Source organism: Thauera sp. 28, assembly GCF_000310145.2.
In the GTDB taxonomy this organism is placed as follows: domain Bacteria; phylum Pseudomonadota; class Gammaproteobacteria; order Burkholderiales; family Rhodocyclaceae; genus Thauera; species Thauera mechernichensis.
Genome location: NZ_AMXA01000014.1, coordinates 63412 through 81800, shown reverse-complemented (window position 1 = coordinate 81800; position 18389 = coordinate 63412). Strand labels below are relative to the sequence as shown.

General features: G+C 65.7%; 17 protein-coding genes. 14 read left to right on the top strand and 3 right to left on the bottom strand.

Features of this window, described 5'->3' with window-relative positions; translation table 11 throughout:
• Positions 1–4: 4 nt before the first annotated feature.
• The 11 genes from bamA to C662_RS11620 all read left to right on the top strand — a co-directional run bounded on the left by bamA (position 5) and on the right by C662_RS11620 (position 10522).
• Positions 5–2362 carry an outer membrane protein assembly factor BamA gene (gene bamA, locus C662_RS11670; protein ID WP_002929132.1) on the top strand — a complete coding sequence of 786 codons (2358 nt, stop codon included), beginning with the start codon at positions 5–7 and terminating at the stop codon, positions 2360–2362.
• A 34-nt stretch (positions 2363–2396) separates the two neighbouring features.
• Positions 2397–2897, top strand: coding sequence for an OmpH family outer membrane protein (locus C662_RS11665; protein WP_002929130.1), 501 nt, complete (start codon positions 2397–2399; stop codon positions 2895–2897).
• Between the two features lie 13 nt (positions 2898–2910).
• Positions 2911–3948, top strand: coding sequence for a UDP-3-O-(3-hydroxymyristoyl)glucosamine N-acyltransferase (gene lpxD / locus C662_RS11660; RefSeq protein WP_002929128.1), 1038 nt, complete (start codon positions 2911–2913; stop codon positions 3946–3948).
• A gap of 6 nt (positions 3949–3954) precedes the next feature.
• Positions 3955–4389 (top strand): 3-hydroxyacyl-ACP dehydratase FabZ, encoded by a 435-nt coding sequence (fabZ, locus tag C662_RS11655; RefSeq protein ID WP_002929126.1) that lies wholly within the window; start codon positions 3955–3957, stop codon positions 4387–4389.
• Complete coding sequence (gene lpxA / locus C662_RS11650; protein WP_002929123.1) at positions 4386–5156, top strand: acyl-ACP--UDP-N-acetylglucosamine O-acyltransferase; 771 nt, start codon at positions 4386–4388, stop codon at positions 5154–5156. Before fabZ ends, lpxA begins: the two co-directional genes overlap by 4 nt.
• A 15-nt stretch (positions 5157–5171) precedes the next feature.
• Entirely contained in the window at positions 5172–6323 is a 1152-nt protein-coding gene (gene lpxB, locus C662_RS11645) for a lipid-A-disaccharide synthase (protein ID WP_002929121.1), read from the top strand.
• Positions 6324–6333: 10 nt separating this feature from the next.
• Positions 6334–6957: a ribonuclease HII gene (rnhB, locus tag C662_RS11640; protein WP_002929116.1), complete on the top strand. Its 624-nt coding sequence runs from the start codon at positions 6334–6336 to the stop codon at positions 6955–6957.
• Positions 6954–7745, top strand: a complete 792-nt coding sequence (locus C662_RS11635; RefSeq protein ID WP_002929113.1) for a TrmH family RNA methyltransferase — start codon at positions 6954–6956, stop codon at positions 7743–7745. The genes rnhB and C662_RS11635 overlap by 4 nt, the downstream gene beginning before the upstream one ends.
• A gap of 173 nt (positions 7746–7918) precedes the next feature.
• Positions 7919–8410, top strand: coding sequence for a hypothetical protein (locus C662_RS11630; protein ID WP_002929111.1), 492 nt, complete (start codon positions 7919–7921; stop codon positions 8408–8410).
• Between the two features lie 139 nt (positions 8411–8549).
• Positions 8550–9335 (top strand): peroxide stress protein YaaA, encoded by a 786-nt coding sequence (gene yaaA / locus C662_RS11625; RefSeq protein ID WP_002929109.1) that lies wholly within the window; start codon positions 8550–8552, stop codon positions 9333–9335.
• Positions 9336–9376: 41 nt separating this feature from the next.
• Entirely contained in the window at positions 9377–10522 is a 1146-nt protein-coding gene (locus C662_RS11620; protein ID WP_002929107.1) for a M14 family metallopeptidase, read from the top strand.
• Between the two features lie 74 nt (positions 10523–10596).
• On the opposite strand, the gene hpnE is transcribed toward C662_RS11620, so the two are convergent.
• From hpnE to hpnC, 3 genes are read right to left on the bottom strand one after another with little or no spacing between them, the layout of a single operon-like run.
• On the bottom strand, positions 10597–11925 hold the full coding sequence (hpnE, locus tag C662_RS11615) for a hydroxysqualene dehydroxylase HpnE (RefSeq protein ID WP_002929105.1): 1329 nt from the start codon (positions 11923–11925) through the stop codon (positions 10597–10599).
• 4 nt (positions 11926–11929) lie between these two features.
• A complete protein-coding gene (hpnD, locus tag C662_RS11610; protein WP_002929102.1) occupies positions 11930–12763 on the bottom strand; it encodes a presqualene diphosphate synthase HpnD in 834 nt (277 codons plus the stop codon).
• Complete coding sequence (gene hpnC / locus C662_RS11605; protein WP_198291751.1) at positions 12760–13623, bottom strand: squalene synthase HpnC; 864 nt, start codon at positions 13621–13623, stop codon at positions 12760–12762. The genes hpnD and hpnC overlap by 4 nt, the downstream gene beginning before the upstream one ends.
• A gap of 195 nt (positions 13624–13818) precedes the next feature.
• On the opposite strand from hpnC, the gene C662_RS11600 reads away from it, so the two are divergent.
• The 3 genes from C662_RS11600 to C662_RS11590 are packed head-to-tail and all read left to right on the top strand — an operon-like array spanning position 13819 to position 18384.
• Positions 13819–14496 (top strand): ABC transporter ATP-binding protein, encoded by a 678-nt coding sequence (locus C662_RS11600; RefSeq protein WP_051018566.1) that lies wholly within the window; start codon positions 13819–13821, stop codon positions 14494–14496.
• Positions 14493–17114: an FtsX-like permease family protein gene (locus tag C662_RS11595; protein ID WP_002929098.1), complete on the top strand. Its 2622-nt coding sequence runs from the start codon at positions 14493–14495 to the stop codon at positions 17112–17114. Before C662_RS11600 ends, C662_RS11595 begins: the two co-directional genes overlap by 4 nt.
• Before the next feature lie 43 nt (positions 17115–17157).
• Positions 17158–18384: a lipocalin-like domain-containing protein gene (locus C662_RS11590; protein ID WP_002929095.1), complete on the top strand. Its 1227-nt coding sequence runs from the start codon at positions 17158–17160 to the stop codon at positions 18382–18384.
• Positions 18385–18389: the final 5 nt, after the last annotated feature.

Below are 18389 nucleotides of genomic sequence, written 5' to 3'. Positions count from 1 at the left end.
CTGCATGAAACGCAAGCTCCTGCCCGGGCTCGTCATGGCCCTCCTTGCCGCTGCCCCGGCGTTTGCATTCGATCCCTTCGTGGTCAAGGACATCCGTGTCGAGGGTATCCAGCGCACCGAAGCTGGCACCGTCTTCAATTATCTTCCGGTGCGTGTCGGCGACACCTTTACTGAGTCACAGGCGGCTGACGCGATCCGCGCATTGTTCGCAACCGGTTTCTTCAGCGACGTACGCATCGAGACCGAAGGCGAGGTCATCGTGGTGGTCGTTGATGAGCGACCGGCGATCGCCGACATCACCTTCGACGGCGTCAAGGAGTTCGACAAGGATGCGCTCAAGAAGGGGCTTCGCGAGGTCGGTCTCGCCGAGTCCCGGATTTTCGATCGTGCTTTGCTCGAACGTGCCGAACAAGAACTCAAGCGTCAGTATCTGTCGCGCGGCAAGTATGCGGCCACGGTGAAGACGACGGTCACGCCGCTCGAGCGTAATCGGGTGGGGATCAACTTTGCCGTCGAGGAAGGCGGTGTCGCCAAGATCCGCCAGATCAATATCGTGGGTGCCAATGCCTTCCGCACCAAGGACCTAATCAGCCAGATGCAGCTCACCACACCGGGCTGGTTGACGTGGTACACCAAGAATGATCAGTACTCCCGTCAGAAACTGTCGGCTGACCTGGAGAGCCTGCGCTCCTATTACCTGAACCAGGGCTATCTCGATTTCAACATCGACTCGACCCAGGTATCGATCACGCCGGACAAACAGGACATCTACATCACCATCAACATCACCGAGGGCGAGAAGTACACCGTCACCGGCGTACGTTTCACCGGTGATCTCGTCCTGCCTGAATCGGAATACCTCGCGCTGACGCGTATCCGTCCGGGCGAGACCTTCTCCCGCGAACGCCTCACCGAGACTACCAAGGCCATCACGGACCGACTCGGCAACGAGGGTTATGCCTTCGCCAACGTGAACGCTGCCCCCGAAGTGGACAAGGAAAAGCGTGAAGTCGAGTTCACGGTTTTCGTCGATCCGGGACGCAGGGTCTATGTCCGTCGGATCAACATCGGCGGCAACACCAAGACGCGCGACGAGGTAGTGCGCCGAGAGATGCGCCAGATGGAAGGCGGTTGGTACGATGCCTCGGCCATCAATCGCTCGCGGACCCGCATCGATCGCCTGGGCTTCTTCGACGAAGTGACCGTGGAGACACCTGCGGTGGCGGGTACCACCGACCAGGTCGACGCCAACTTCACCGTCAAGGAAAGACCGACCGGCAACCTGATGCTCGGCGCTGGCTTCTCCAGTGCCGAGAACATCGTTCTGTCGGCGTCGATTTCCCAGCAGAACCTGTTCGGCAGCGGCAACGCGCTGACCTTTGGCCTGAACACCAGCAAGTCGAGCCGCACACTCGCGTTGTCGTTCACCAACCCCTATTTCACCCCCGATGGCGTGAGCCTGGGCTGGGATGTCTATCACCGCACCTACGACGCCGATGAGCTCGACTCGGTGTCGCCCTACAAGACCGTGTCCACAGGTGCCGGCATTCGCCTGGGATGGCCGATTGCCGAGGATGACCAGGTCAACTTCGGCCTGACCGCCGACCAGACCGAGATTACGACGTACCCGCAGAGTCCCAAGCTCTATAAGGACTTCTGCAAGGACTACGGCGGTTGCAACAATACCGACGGCACCGGTACGGTGACCGTGCGCAGCCTGCTGGCGACGGTCGGCTGGTCGCGCGACAGCCGCGACAGCTTCATCTATCCGCGTTCTGGCAGCTATCAGCGCCTGTACGGTGAAGCAACGGTTCCTGTTGGCGATCTGCGCTATGGCAAGCTGGGCTACCAGTACCAGCACTGGTTCCCGATCGGACGTGACTATGCTCTGATGCTCAACGCGGACGTCGGTTACGCGAAGGGCTTTGGTGGCAAGGATGTGCCGTTCTACAAGAATTACTACGTCGGCGGCATCGGCTCGGTACGCGGCTTCGATCAGGGCTCGATCGGTCCGAAGTTCCGCGACACAGACGGTGACGTAACCTCGACCGGCGGTACCCGCAAGGTGGTAGGCAACGCCGAGTTCTTCTTCCCCATGCCGGGCTCGGGTCAGGATCGTTCCTTCCGTATCTCAGCCTTCTTCGATGCCGGCTACGTGTGGGGTGAGGACGAGCGGCCGCTGGGCAGTGACAACTTCGTCAACCAGAAGGTTCGCTTCAGTGACCTGCGCTACAGTACCGGCCTGGCGTTCTCCTGGAGTTCGCCGATCGGCCCCCTCAAGTTCAGTTTCGGTCACCCGCTCAAGAAGCAGGATAACGACGAGATCCAGCGGTTCCAGTTCCAACTTGGCAGTGTCTTCTGACGCGCCGGCATAAGAGAGTTTCCCGGAGGCACATGTGAGATTCATCCCCCTTTCCCTGATCGCTGCAGCGTTGCTTGGGGCGTCCCAGGCTGCAATCGCCGAATCCAAGATCGGCTTTGTCAACTCGGATCGCCTGATGCGCGAGGCGGCTCCCGCCGTCCGCGCTCAGCAACGCCTCGAGAAGGAATTCGAGAAGCGTGACCAGGAGCTCCAGCGCCTGGCCCGCGACCTGCAATCGATGCAGGAAGACCTCGAGCGTAACGCGCCCACGATGAGCGAGAACGACCGCCGCAACAAGGAGCGTACGTTCAACGAGTTGAACCGCGACTTCCAGCGCAAGCAGCGCGAGTTCCGCGAGGATCTCAACCAGCGGCGTAACGAAGAACTGGCATCGGTGCTCGACCAAGCCAACCGCACGGTCAAGCAGATTGCCGAGAGCGAGAAGTACGACATCATCCTTCAGGAGGCGGTCTACGCCAGCCCGCGCATCGACATTACCGACAAGGTCATCAAGGCCCTGTCAGCCGCGAAGTAAGCCCACTGACAGGATGTTCCAGCTTCAGGAAATCGTCGATCGCCTCGGGGGTGATCTGCTGGGCGAACCGGCACTTGCGGTTGCACGCGTTGCCACGCTCGAGCAGGCCGGGGAGGGTGACCTGGCTTTTCTCGCCAACCGCAAGTACGTCGCGCAAGCCAGGGCCTGTGCGGCGTCGGCACTTATCGTCAGCCCCGATGCCGTCGAGCAGATGAGTGGTCGCAGCCTCATCGTCACCCCCGACCCTTACCTCTACTTTGCACGCGTCGCCCAACTGTTCAGTCCGCCTCCGGCGGTGCAGCCGGGCGTTCATCGCCTCGCTGCAGTCGCCTGTGCGGTGCCCGACAGCGTTCAGGTAGGGCCCGGCGCGTCGATTGAAGAGGGGGTCGAGCTCGGCGAAGACGTCGTGATCGGACCAAACTGTCATGTCGGGCGCGGCTCCCGGATCGGGCGGGGAACCCGCCTGGTCGCGAATGTCACCATCTACCACGATTGCGTGATCGGTGAGGATTGCATCCTGCATGCCGGCGTGGTGATCGGCGCCGACGGGTTCGGCTTTGCCCGCGAACGTTCGGGTGCGTGGGTCAAGATTCCTCAGGTTGGACGCGTACTCATTGGCAACGACGTGGAGATCGGTGCCAACACCACGATCGACCGAGGGGCGCTCGACGATACGGTTATCGGCGATGGCGTCAAGCTCGACAACCTGATCCAGATCGCACACAACGTACGCATCGGCGATCACACGATCATGGCGGGTTGCGCCGGTGTTGCAGGAAGTGCCCAGATCGGCGCACGCTGCATGATCGGTGGCCAGGCCGGCATTTCGGGGCATCTGAACATCGCCGATGACGTTGTGGTCTCCGCCTGGACTCTGGTTGCCAAGTCGATTCCCAAGGCGGGGGTGTACACCAGCAACCTGCCTCTTCAGACGCACGGCGACTGGGTCAGGAACTTCTCGCATCTACGTCATCTCGACGCGCTCGCCAAACGAGTGCGCCATCTCGAACAACAGAACAACGACGGTCCCAAGGACCGCGACCCAGGCTGAGCCGTCATGGACATCAAGGAAATCCTGCAGTACCTGCCGCATCGCTACCCCTTCCTCCTTGTGGATCGCATGCTGGAGATCGAGCCGGGCGTGCGTGCGCGCGGCTTGAAGAACGTCACCATGAACGAGCCCTTTTTCCCGGGCCATTTCCCCCACCACCCGGTGATGCCTGGAGTCCTGATCATCGAAGCCATGGCGCAGACCGCAGCGCTGCTTTCGTTCAAGAGCAGTGGCGTCAAGCCCGATGACAACTCGGTCGTCTACTTCGCCGGCATCGACAACGCGCGCTTCAAGCGGCCGGTCGTACCGGGTGACCAGTTGATATTCGACGTCGAGATCACCCAGTCCAAGCGCAACATCTACAAATACAAGGCGCGTGCGAGCGTGGATGGCGAACTCGCCGCAGAAGCCGAACTGATGTGTGCGATCAAGACCCTATGATTCATCCGACCGCGATCATCCACCCCGGCGCCAAGCTCGGGGAAGGCGTCAGCGTGGGGGCCTACTCGTTGATCGGCGAGCATGTCGAGATCGGCGCGGGTACCCGCATCGGTCCGCACGTGGTGGTCGAAGGGCACACCCGCATCGGCCGCGACAACGAGATCTTTCAGTTCTGCTCGATCGGCGCAAGTCCGCAGGACAAGAAGTACGATGACGAGCCTACCCGGCTCGAGATCGGCGACCGCAACACGATCCGCGAGTTCTGCTCCTTCAACGTCGGTACCAGCCAGGATGCGCACGTCACGCGCATCGGCAACGACAACTGGATCATGGCTTACGTGCACATCGCGCACGACTGCCAGGTCGGTAGCCACACGATCTTTGCCAACAATGCGACGCTCGCAGGTCATGTGCAGGTGGGCGATTGGGCGATCCTCGGTGGGTTTACCGGGGTACATCAGTTCTGCCGCGTGGGCGCCCACAGTTTTTGTGGCGTCGGTACGGTGCTGCTGCAGGATCTGCCTCCTTTCGTGACGGTTGCCGGCAATCCGGCGAAGCCGCACGGCATCAACAGCGAGGGCCTCAAGCGGCGTGGTTACTCGGCCGAAGGCATTGCAGCGATCAAGCGTGCCTATCGCGCGCTCTATCGCTCCGGCCTGTCCCTGGAGGAGGCTCGTCAAAGCGTCGCCGAGCTCGCTGCCGGGCAATCGGAGGTCCAGCTGTTCTCCGACTTCATCGCGCAGTCGGGGCGTGGCATCGTTCGCTGAGGGTCGGTTTCGGCAATGAAGGTCCGCATCGCGATGGTCGCCGGAGAAACCTCCGGCGATCTTCTTGCCAGTCATCTCATCCGCGCGCTGCGTCAGCACATCCCGGACGCCGAGTTTTTCGGCATCGGTGGCCCCAAGATGCAAGCCGAAGGCTTCGAAGTGCGTTGGCCGAGCGAGCTGCTGGCGGTTCATGGTTACGTTGACGCCCTGAAGCGCTACCGTGAGCTGTCGGGAATCAGGCGGACGTTTCTGGCGCAGATCCGCAAGGAGCGCCCGACGGCATTCATCGGCGTCGATGCCCCCGATTTCAACCTGTGGCTCGAGGGGAAGGTACGCGACGAAGGCATGCCCTCCATCCACTTCGTCAGCCCGTCGATCTGGGCCTGGCGGGGAGGGCGCATAAAGCGCATCGCTCGTTCGGTATCGCACATGCTGTGCCTGTTTCCCTTCGAGCCCGAGATCTACGAGCGTGCTGGCGTTCCGGTGAGCTACGTGGGGCATCCGCTCGCCGACGTGTTCCCGCTCGAACCCGATCGCGCAGAGACACGGGCGCGGCTGGGGGTGCCCGCCAACGCGGCAGTCGTCGCGCTACTTCCTGGTAGCCGCCAGTCGGAGGTGCGCAACCTGGCCGACACCTACATCGCCACTGCCAGGCTACTGCAAGCTGGCAACCCGGAGATCATATTCCTCGTGCCGCTCGCAACGCGGGAAACGCGACAGATCTTTGAAGAGGCGTTACGGCGTAACCAGGCAGCCGATCTGCCAGTGCGGATGCTGTTCGGCCACGCCGTCGATGCGATGACTGCAGCCGACGTTGTCCTGGTTGCAAGCGGCACGGCCAGTCTGGAGGCGGCACTACTCAAGCGCCCCATGGTCATCACCTACCGCATCGGCAAGTGGCAGTACAGACTCATGAAGCACATGGCCTATCTACCCTGGGTGGGGCTTCCCAACATCCTGTGTCGCGAGACGATCGTGCCCGAGCTGCTTCAAGACGAGGCGACACCCGACAGACTCGCGGAGGCGGTCGCGGATTGGCTGCGCGACCCTGCACGGCGGGCAGCAGCCGAGAACCGCTTCCGGGAACTGCACCTGAGCTTGCGCCAGGATACAGCGCGACGTGCGGCAGAGGCTATTCTGCCTTACCTCGCCAGCGCGCGGCCTTGAGAGTGGAACGATGACAAGAGACCTGTTCGCAGCCGCCGACGCGGACGGCGCGCATGTCTGCGGCGTGGACGAGGCTGGACGCGGGCCTTTGTGCGGGCCCGTGGTCGCAGCCGCAGTGATCCTTGACCCAACCCGTCCGATCGCCGGCCTAGCCGACTCGAAAAAGCTCAGCGCGGAGGCGCGCGAGCGCCTGGCCACGCAGATCCGCGAGCATGCGCTGGCCTGGGCGCTGGGCGAAGCCAGCGTCGAGGAGATCGATCAGCTCAATATCCTGCACGCAACGATGCTGGCAATGCAGCGTGCCGTGATGGCGCTGAAGCTTCAGCCCGCTCAGGTACTTGTCGACGGTAACCGCTGTCCGCGCCTGCCGTATGCGGTGCGAGCCATCGTCAAGGGCGATGCGACCGAACCTGCGATCTCGGCCGCCTCCATCCTGGCCAAGACCGCCCGCGACAGCATGATGCGCACCCTCGACCAGAGCTGGCCTCATTACGGACTGGCCCTCCACAAGGGCTATCCAACTCCGGCGCACCTTGCTGCACTGGAGAAGCATGGCGTCGCGCCGTTTTACCGCAGGAGCTTCGGCCCCGTGCGCAGGCTGATTGAGCAGGGCTGCGGAAGCCCTCGGCCATGACGAAGGAGATCAGCTCCCGCGACAACCCGACCGTGAAGCGTCTGCACGCGCTCGCGCATTCCGCGCGCGACCGGCGCAAGCACGGTGAGACCTTGCTCGACGGGGTGCACCTGATCGACGCCGCACTCGCTGCAGGCTGGCCGATCAAGAGCCTGATCGTTGCCGCAGGGATCGAGGAGCACGGAGAGATTGCCCAGCTGCGAGCGAAGGCGCCAGCTGCGGTACAGCAGATCGTGCTCGCCGATACGCTGTTTGCGCACGTAAGCCCGGTAGATACGCCGTCAGGCATTCTGGCGCTCATCGATCTCCCCGCCCCGACCGGCAACTTGCCGTTCAGAGCCGACGTGCTCGCGCTCGATGGCATACAGGATCCCGGCAACCTCGGCACCATTCTGCGTACGGCTGCGGCCGCGGGCGTGCACCATGTCCTGCTTGGAGAAGGTTGTGCCCAGGCCTGGGCACCCAGGGTGTTGCGTGCCGGCATGGGCGCGCATTTCCTGCTCCAGCTCGAAGAGCGGGTGGACCTCCCCAACCGTCTGGTGGACTTCCCCGGCTCGCGCATTGCCACTGCGCTCGGGGAGGGCTCACAGGGGCTCTTCCAGATAGACATCCGAGCGCAGGTTGCCTGGTTGTTTGGTGCAGAGGGGCAAGGCCTGTCATCCGCGCTGCTCGCGATGGCCGACCGCCGCGTCAGTATCCCGATGTGTGCGGGTGTCGAGTCACTCAATGTGGGCGCCGCGGTGGCAGTCTGCCTGTTCGAGCAGGTTCGGCAACGGAGCCTGCGTTAGAATCGTCACGCATTTCGGCCATGGCGACTTGACGTGCGCGGACCCCGGGCGGCATGCTCGGCGCATGAGTCGGCAAGGCGTCGGCGGCGGTGCCGCGCGTGCGCCGGCCGCAGGTAGTGCATCCAACCTTCAGACGGCCAAAGGCCGCATCCTCGACGAGGAGACAGACCCCCATGACGTGTTTCGTCAAGACGGCGCGCGGGCAAGAAGAGCTCACCACACGTAGCGGCAGACTCGGTGCGCGCGCGCGCCGACTTCTGATCCTGGCCGACGGGCAGCGCACACTGGACGAACTGACGCGGCTCTCGGGTGACGAGAACGCCGCGGCCACGCTTCAGGAGCTCGAGGACGGCGGCTTTCTCGAGCGCGTAGCCGCTGCACCCCCTGCAGGGGGTGCCGTACCGACGCCCAACGCCGTTCAAGCGCTCGCGGGCGCCCCGGGCGGAGCCAAGGACTTGCAGATGGCCCGCGATTTCATGATGAACACGCTGCGCACCTTCAACGGCCCCTACGCCAAGCTCGATCTCGTCAAGCGTATCCACGCATCGCGGCGTGAAGAAGAACTGCGTGCACTCTTTGACGAATGGCTACAGGCGATCACTGAGACGACAATGGGACGCAAGCGCGCTGACGAGCTCTCGGAGAGACTGCTCAAGGTGATGTAGAAGTCTGCTCGAATGACCAGCGGCACGTGTCGCCGACCCCGATCATTGGTTGCGCGTGTTTCGAAGCACGATCGGCGCAGCGAATCGCGCTACCATTCGAAGGCCCTGGGCTTCACGCCTGTCACCGCTCGCTTTGCACATGATCCTCGTCATCTCTCCAGCCAAGGCGCTCGACTACGAGACGCCGCCTACCACCACTGTCTGCACCCAGCCCGACTTCCTCGACGATTCCGCACAACTCATAGACGTGCTGCGCGAGCGCTCGCCCGCACAGATCGCCGAGCTGATGTCGCTGTCGGACCAGCTCGCCAGCCTCAACGTCGCACGCTACGCGAACTGGTCGCTGCCTTTCGATGCCGGCAACGCCAAGCAGGCCGTGCTGGCCTTCAATGGCGATGTCTATGAGGGCCTCGATGCCGGCAGCCTGAGTGCAGAGGACCTGGCCTGGGCGCAGGACCACCTGCGCATCCTTTCAGGCCTCTACGGCGTGCTGCGTCCGCTCGACCTCATGCAGGCCTACCGCCTCGAGATGGGAACGCGGCTTGCCAACCCACGCGGCAAGAACCTCTACGAGTTCTGGGGCGAGCGCATCACCGCGGCGCTCAACCAGTTGCTCGATGCCGATGCAGCGGGCGGCTGCGAGCGCGTGCTGCTCAACCTCGCCTCGGACGAGTACTTCAAGTCGGTCAAGCCGAAGCTGCTCAAGGCCCGGCTGGTGACGCCGGTGTTCGAGGACTGGAAGGGCGGGCGCTACAAGATCATCAGCTTCTACGCCAAGCGTGCACGAGGCCTGATGAGTCGCTTCGTGATCCGCAACCGCATCGACGAGGTCGACGGTTTGAAGGACTTCGACAGCGAGGGCTATGTCTTCGCCGCCGACGCGTCGGACGCCGACACGCTCGTGTTCCGTCGCCGCGAAGCCTGAATCCACCGCCCGCCTCGTGCGGGCGCAACCGGATAGCGCCAATGAAGATCAGCAGCTGTTTCGATTCCGGTGCAATCGAGGTACTCAGCCTCGACGATCCGCAGGACATCCGCCTGCGCCTGCGTGCGGACAATGCCGCAGCCTTCCACCAGTGGTTCCACTTCCGCCTGCATGGTGCTGCGGGCAGGGCGGTGCGCATGGTGTTCGAGAACGCCGCGGCGGCGGCCTACCCGGACGGTTGGCCGGACTACCGCTGCGTCGCGTCCTACGACCGCCAGCACTGGTTCCGCGTGGAGGGCACGCATTTCCGCGACGGCGCACTGATCGTCGAGCACACGCCCGAGCGCGACGGCGTCTACTACGCCTATTTCGAGCCGTATTCCTACGAACGCCACCTCGACCTGATCGGCCATGTCGCTCAGTCGCCCTTCGCCAAGAACCGTGATCTCGGCAGCACCGTCGATGGCCGCGACCTCGACCTCGTGGTCGTCGGCGATCCAGCGGCGGGCCGTCCGCCGCTGTGGATCATCGCCCGCCAGCACCCGGGCGAGACCATGGCCGAGTGGTTCGTCGAAGGCCTGCTCGAGCGCCTGCTCGACCCTGCGGACCCCGTGGCACGGCGCATCCGCGAACTCGCCGTGCTCTACATCGTGCCGAACATGAACCCGGATGGCGCCGTGCGCGGCAACCTGCGCACCAATGCGGCCGGGCGCAACCTGAACCGCGAATGGCGCGAGCCCGATCCGCTCGCCAGCCCGGAAGTCTTCCTGGTGCGCGCGGAGATGGAGCGCACCGGCTGCGCGCTGTTCCTCGACATCCACGGCGACGAATCGCTGCCCTACGTCTTCTTCTCGACCGCCGAGGAGGTTCCCGGCTTCAGCGCCGAAGCGGCGCGTGCTCAGGCACGCTTCATCGAAGCCTTTGCTGCCGCAAGCCCGGACTTCCAGACCGTCGAAGGCTACAAACCGGGCCGTTTCGGCGAGGAATTGCTGACGCTGGCGAGCAAGTGGGTGGCGCATCGCTTTGGCTGCGTGTCGCTGACGCTGGAGATGCCGTTCAAGGACAATGCCTTGCTGCCCGATCCGGTGGCCGGATGGAACGGCGCCCGCAGCAAGCGCCTGGGCGCGGCGATGCTCAACCCGATCCTGCGCCATCTCATTGACGCAGCAACTTCATCCAGCGCCTGAGTTCCGGCGCAGAAGGTACTCAGGGCGCGGCCGCGGCTCGAAACGAGGTCACGGCAAGGACGGACGGGCAGGGCTCAGCCGCCAGCCTTGCGTCCCAGTTCGGCGAGGATGGCGGCGGCGCAGGCGACGCCCGAACGCACCGCGGATTCCAGCGTGGCCGGATAATCGGAGTCCAGGTAGTCGCCCGCCAGCCACAGGCCGGGCAGGGGCGTGCGAATGCCCGGGCGCAGAATGCCGGGTCGGCAGGCGAGGGTGGCGCGCTTCTCGGTGATCAACTGCGACCACTCGGGCGCGGGCAGGCGACGGCCGAGCTGGCGTTCGAGCTGGGCGTGGCAGGCGACGATGAGTGCGTCGCGTTCCAGGGCCTCGTGCGGTCCGCTGGCGCTGATCACGCAAGCCATCAGGCCCTCGGGACCGCCGAGCTGGCCGCGGTCGAACACCCATTGCGCAGGGTCGACTGCGGTTCCTGAGACGAGCCCGATCATCGCCTCGGGCAGGCGCTGGCCCTTGCCGAGGGCGAGGTACACGGTCGTGATCGGCTCATGATCGAGCGCATCGATCTGCTCGACCAGGCGTTCGCAGCCACCCGCGCTGGCCAGTAGCGGGCTCGCATGATAGGGCGCGGTGGCAAGTACGACCTGCGGCCAGGACTGGCTCCCGGGGTCGCCCTGCAGCCGGTAGCCGCCGGCCACCGGCTCGACCGCCTCGATTGCGTTGCCGGTGCGCAGCTTGCCACGGCGGGTGGCAAGGTAGCGCGCTGCAGGCACGGGGAAGAGTTCGGACAGATCGACGCGCGGCAGCAGCAGTTCGCTGGCTGCGGCGCCTGCGGCCAGGCTGTCGCGCAGCACGTTGGCGAACACCTGTGCATCGGCCTCGGCGGCCGGGGTATTTAGCGCGGCGACGCAGAGCGGTTCCCAAACCAGTTGCACCAATAGCGGCGTCTGGCGCGTTGCCTGCAGCAGGCCGGTAACGGTCATGTCGGCGGGCACGCGGAAGCTGCGCTTCTTGAGCCAGCGCATCAGCCGCAGCATGGCCAGGCGATCGGCCCAGCTCAGACCGCGCGCGCGCAGCAGCCCGACGGCGAGATGAAAGGGCGCGGGCAGGCTTGCGGCCTTGAGCTGCAGCCGGTCGGGAACGTGCAGGGTGAGCGGCAGGTGTGCGAGCTGCTTGGGCGAGCAGCCAGTGAGACGCATCAGGCGGGTGAGCTCGCCATAGGCGCCGATGAGGATGTGCTGGCCGTTGTCTACCCGCCAGTGGTGGTCCTTATGCACCACCCGCGCCCGCCCGCCCAGGGTATGCGAACGCTCGAACACGGTGACATGCACGCCGGCGCGCGCGAGTTCGACGGCACAGGCCAGGCCGGCGTAGCCAGCACCGATGACGGCGACGACGGGGACGCTCATGCGCTCAGCCCTTGAACCAGGTCGTGCCGGCGAGCCAGACCTTGCGCAGCGGCGTCAGCGAGGTGCGCCGATCGAGGACCATGAAGCCATCGGCGGCAATCTCGCGCAGCAGGGTGCGGTAGATGGCGGCCATTACCAGCCCCGGGCGCTGGGCCTTGCGGTCGCTCGCGGGCAACTGGGCGAAGGCCTGGTCGTAGAACCTTTCCGCGCGCTCGGCCTGGAAAGCCATCAACGCACGGAAATTGTCCGAGTAGCGCGCCTCGAGGATGTCCTTGGCCGGTACGTTGAAACGCTGCAGATCCTCGATCGGCAGATAGATGCGGCCGCGGCGGGCATCCTCGCCGACGTCGCGGATGATGTTGGTGAGCTGGAAGGCCATGCCGAGGTCGTGCGCGTACTTGAGTGTCTGGCGGTCCTGGTAGCCGAAGATCTCGGCCGCGAGCAGGCCGACCACGCTTGCCACCCGGTAGCAGTAGAGTTGCAGCGCCTTGAAGTCGAGGTAGCGGGTCTGCGAGAGGTCCATCGCCATGCCGTCGATGATCTCGAGCAGCTGCTCCTGTGGCAGGTTGAAGCGCGTCAGTACGTCCTTGAGCGCATGGCCGACGGGGTGCGTGGGCGTCCCGGCCCAGGTGCGCTGCACCTCCTGTCGCCACCATTCGAGCTTGGTCTGCGCCAGCGACAGGTCGTGGCACTCGTCTACGACGTCGTCCACCTCGCGGCAGAAGGCGTACAGCGCAGTGATGGCCTGGCGTCGCTCGGCGGGCAGGAACATGAAGCTGTAGTAGAAGCTCGAGCCGCTCTTGGCGGCCTTGTCCTGGCAGTAGTCGTGCGGGTTCATGCGCGGGGTCCGTAGTTCAGTGCGCGCCATGCCAGGCGCAGCCAGTCGCTCTTGCCCAGGGTCGGGCGGCGGGAAAAGACGTCGTAGCCGGTTGCATCCAGGCGCTCGAGGATGCGCAGTCCGCCCAGCACGACCAGGCGCAGTTCCCAGCCGATGCGTCCGGGCAGGGCGCGCGCAAGGCCGGCGCCATCGAGCATCATCGAGCGCGCGCGCCCGGCCTGGAAGGCCATCAGCGCGCGCCAGCGGGCGGTGCCCTCGCCGTCCACGCCATCGAGGCCCTGCGTGCTGGCGCGTTCGAGGAAGACCTCATCGACACCGAAGCGGGCGAGTTCATCCTGCGGCAGGTAGATGCGCGCCTTGCGCCAGTCGATGGCGACGTCCTGCCAGAAGTTGATCAGCTGCAGGCTGGTGCAGATGGCGTCCGACTGACGCAGCTTGTCTGGCGTCGCCGCACCGTAGAGGCAGAGCATCAGACGTCCGACGGGGTTGGCCGAGCGCCGGCAATAGTCGAGCAGCTCGGCGAAGTCGCGGTAGCGTGTCTTGACCACGTCCTGCGCGAAGGCGTCGAGCAGATCGCGAAAGGGCTGGACGGGCAGGCCGTGGGCACGGATGCTTCGTCCCAGGCGGTCGAAGATCGGCACCAGGGTCGGGTCGCGGACCGGGCCGCCACGCGCGCTGGTTTCGAGCGCGAGACGATAGTCGTGCAGGCGGGCCAGACGTTCCACGCTCGCCGCGTCGCCCTCGTCGGCGACATCGTCTGCGCTGCGCGCGAAGGCGTAGATGGCCTCGACCGGCTCGCGCAAGCGCGCCGGCAGCAGCAGGGACGCAACAGGAAAGTTCTCGTAGTGCTCGACCGGCATGACCTGGACTGGGTGCACACCATGCGGGTGCGAGTAATAGGGAAAGCGCTTGCCGTGCACAGCGGGCATCGCCTTGCAGGGCGGGCGGAGTATACCGCGCCGGCATGCAACTTTCGGCCGCGACAGCTGACACAAGGCGGACATTGCGCGGTCACCGCAAGAACACCAGAACACGGCCGCGCACGCGGGGATCTCATGCTGCAACTATCCGGACTGATAAAGACCCTTCCCGGTGCGCCACCACGCGTGCTCTTCGATGCGCTCGAACTGCAGGTCGCCGGCGGCGAATGTGTCGCCATCGTCGGCGAGTCGGGCGTGGGCAAATCCACCCTGCTCAACTGCATCGCTGGCCTTGAGCCTTTCGATGGCGGCGAGATCCGGGTGGCCGGGACGGAACTTGCGCGGCTCGATGACGACGGCCTCGCACGCCTGCGCCGCAGGCACTTCGGCTTCGTTTTCCAGGCCTTCCACATCCTGCCGCATCTGAGTCTGGCGCAGAACGTGGCCTTGCCCTTATGGTTGCTGCAGCAGCCGGAGGCTGAGGCCGACCGGCGTGCGCGCGAGATGCTCGGCCGCGTGGGGCTTGGGAGGCGAGCAGACGACTCGCCCCACCTGCTGTCGGGTGGCGAGTTGCAGCGCGTGGCGATCGCACGTGCCCTGGTGCACCAGCCTGCGGTGGTGCTTGCCGACGAGCCTACCGGCAACCTCGACCCCGGGCGTGCGATGGAGGTGCTCGACCTGCTCCTCGAGCAGCTCCGCGCCCGCAGCGCAGCGGGCATCCTGGTGACCCATTCGCGGGCGGCCGCGGCACGGGCAGACCGCGTCATGGAACTCGTGGATGGCCGCCTGCATGCGGTGCGCCACGGATCATGAACACCCGGCTGCGTCATCTCTTTCTCGCCAGCCTGCTGCGCAGACGGCTCGCCACCGCGCTATCTCTGGTCGCGATCGCACTCGGGGTCGCGCTTGGGCTGGCGGTGCAGCTGATCCATGGCGCCGCGCTCGACGAGTTCGGCCGCGGCGTACGCCTGCTGGCCGGCGAGGCAGACCTGCAGGTCGTGGGTGCGCGCGAGGGCTTCGACGAGTCACTTTACCCTCTGCTGGCGATGCGGCCCGAGGTCGCTGCCGCCAGCCCGGTGCTCGAAATCGAGGCCCGCCTGCCCGGGCGAGACGACAGCCTGCGCATCCTCGGCCTGGACCTGTTCCGGGTGATGCAGGTGCAGCCCGGGCTGATGCCTCGCGTCGTCGCAACGGCGGGGCGCGACGTCGATGATGCCGGGGGCGATGGTCGCCTTGCTGCGCTGCAACCGTCGAACCTGTTCCTGAGTGCAGATGCGCGTGCGCTCCTGGAGCAGCCGCTGCGCGTTGACGGACGTCAGCAGGCAGCCGAGGGCAACGGCCGGGCTGAGGGCGAGTTGCAACCGCCCGCAGTTCAGGACGGCTGGTTGCTCGCGCAGTCGGGGCTGCGCAGCCTGCGACTGCGGGTGGCCGGCGAGGTGCCGGGGGCGAGTGGATTGGTCGGCGTCATGGACATCGCAGGGGTACAACAGCACTTCGAGCGCTTGGGCCAGCTCAGCCGCATCGATCTCAAGCTCGCCGATGGGATCGCGGTCGACACTGCCATGCGCGCGCTCGCACCGCTGTTACCGGCAGGGGTGGCGCTCCGTGTGCCGGAGGCGGCGGCGAGCGAGGCGGGCACGCTGTCGCGCGCCTACCGGGTAAACCTGACGATGCTGGCTGCGATCGCCTTGCTGACAGGTGGCTTCCTCGTTTTCTCAACCCAGTTGCTGGCGGTGGCACGGCGGCGACGCGAGTTCGCGCTGCTGCGAGCGCTCGGCCTGGAGCGGCGTGCGCTGATGCACGGGCTGCTCGCCGAGGGCGCACTGGTCGGCCTCGTCGGCGGCCTGCTCGGGGTCGTGCTGGGTCATGCGCTGGCGGGGGGCGCCTTTCGCCTGGTGGGCGGCGACCTGGGTGCGGGCTTTTTCCGCGGACTCGCACCGAGTCTGCAGGTCGATCCTGTACTGAGCCTGGCTTACCTGCTGCTTGGCGTCGCCGCAGGTGTCCTCGGTACCTGGGTGCCCGCGCATGAAGCCGCGCGCGTAGCCCCCGCCCGCGCCCTGCGCGCAGGTGAGGCCGAACGTACAGGCTTGCCCCAGGCGAAGGTCGACGGACGGCTTGCAGGCGGGCTGCTGGGCCTTGCAGCGCTCGCCTGCCTACTGCCGCCCCAGGGCGGGATCCCGGTCGGCGGCTATGCGGCCGTCGCGCTGGTGCTGGCTGCAGCTGTGCTCGCCCTGCCGGCGCTGGCGCGCGCAGTGCTGCCATTGCTGGAACACGGACGCAGCGTGCTGTGGCGACTTGCCCACGCGCGCCTGAGCGCAACGCCTGCACAGGCCGTGGTCGCAGGGGCCGGCGTGATCGCGAGCGTCGCACTGGCGGTGTCGATGGCGATCATGGTGAGTTCTTTCCGCGTATCGGTGGACGAATGGCTCGGCCAGGTTCTTCCTGCCGATCTCTATGTGAGGGCGTCATCATCCGCCGCCAGTGGCTACCTCGACCCAAGCGCGCTCGCCACCATTGCCGCGGTCGAGGGCGTGGCTGCGGTGGATACCACCCGTCTGGTCAATCTGCGCCTGTCCGATACCGAACCCTTGTTCAGCCTGTTGGCACGCCCGGTAAATGCAGTTGGGCAGGGAGAGTGGGGCTTGCCACTGGTCGCAGGAAGCCTTGTTGCGCCTGCCGGCGCGACGCTTCCTGCGACCTGGGTGTCGGAGGCCGCAGCCGATCGTCACCGACTGGTGCCGGGCAGCGTGTTCGAGTTGCCGATCGGCGGCCGCATGCAGGGCTTCGTGGTCGCCGGCATCTGGCGCGACTACGCCCGCCAGCATGGCGCAGCCCTCATCGACAGTCGCGACTACGTTGCGCTGACCGGCGACACGCGCATCAACGATGTGGCGATCCGGGTCGCAGCCGGTGTCGATCCGCACAGCGTGTCCGAGACGCTGCGTCAGCGCTTCGGCCCCGAGCACATCGCGGTCGCGCTGCCGGGCGAGATCCGCGCGCTCAGCCTGGAGATTTTCGATCGCACCTTCCTGATCACCTACCTCATGGAGGCGGTGGCCATCCTGATCGGCTTGTTCGGCATTGCAACCACCTTCGCCGCGCTGGCGACCACGCGCCAGGGCGAATTCGGCATGCTGCGCCATCTCGGCCTGACCCGCGGCGAGATCGGCCGGCTGATTGCGCTTGAGGGTGCGCTAACAGCAGGGCTCGGAGTGCTCGCGGGTCTGCTCGCGGGCGGCGCGATCGCCTGGGTGCTGATCGAGATCATCAACCGCCAGAGTTTTCACTGGAGCATGGATCTTGCCGTGCCGTGGCTGGCGCTTGGCGTGTTCGCTACCAGCCTGGTGGTACTGGCTGGCGGGGTTGCCCGGCTGGCGGGCCGGCACGCGATGCAGCGCTCGGCCGTTCAGGCGGTGAAGGCGGACTGGTAAGCACGGCCCCGGATGACATGGCAGACAGGCTGACGGAGTTTGGATGAGGAACAAGCGGCTACCCCCAACTGCTGCGGATCGGCGGCGCTTTCTGCTGCGCCCGGTCGTCGGCAGCTTGCTTGCACTGGCCTTGCCGGGAGTGCCTTTGCTTGCACGTGCAGGCGGGCATGCGGCCAGTGCAGAGGCCACGGCCTACCCTCCGGTGGTGGAGGGTGCGCTGTTGCAGTTTCCGCAGGACTTTGGTGCTCATCCGCAGTTTCGCACCGAGTGGTGGTATGTCACCGGCTGGTTGCGCGAAGCGGGCGGCGGGACAGGCAGGCACTGGCAGGGCGCCGGAGAGGGAGGGGCCGAAGGAAGGGCTGGAGGCTATGGTTTCCAGCTCACCTTTTTCCGCGTACGTACGCGTATCGGCGAGGACAATCCGAGCCGCTTTGCCCCGCGTCAGCTGATCCTTGCTCATGCTGCCATCGCGGACCCGTCCATTGGCCGGCTGCGCCACGCCGAGCGCTCGGCGCGCGCCTATCCGGGGCTGGTCGAGGCGGGCGAGGGGCGTACGTCCGTGCGGGTGGATGACTGGTTGCTGGAAGGCGGCGATACGGTGCTGGCGCCTTATCGGACGAACATCGAGACCGATGAATTTGGCTTCGAACTGGTGTTCGAGCCGGGTCGTGCGCCTGTCCTCAACGGCAAGCAGGGCTTCAGCCAGAAGGCGCCGGATCCACTCAATGCCAGCTATTACTACAGCCGACCACAGATGATGGTGGGCGGGCGCATGCGTATCGGCGGCACGGTGCGCGAGGTTGAGGGCCATGCCTGGCTCGATCACGAGTGGTCTAGCGAGATCCTGCCCGAAGGCGCGCGCGGCTGGGACTGGGTCGGTATCAATCTGTATGGCGGCGGCGGACTGATGGCCTTTCAGATGCGCGATGGCGAGGGCAGGGCGCTCTGGCATGCAGGCACGCTGAGCGAAGAGGACGGTGCCTCGCGCATCCATGGCCCCGACGAGCTGCGTTTTACCCCGCTGCGCCACTGGCAATCACCGCGCACCGGCATCCGCTACCCGGTGGAGTGGGAGATCGAGCTCGCCGGGCGCCGCCTGCGCCTGCGACCGTTGATCGATGACCAGGAACTGGACAGCCGCGCGTCGACCGGGGCGATCTACTGGGAGGGCGCGGTTCGCCTGTTCGAACTGGGTGCGGCAGACGAGGCGCGTGCGATCGGTGAAGGCTATCTCGAGATGACGGGCTACGCCGAACGCCTCGCGATGTAACGCGA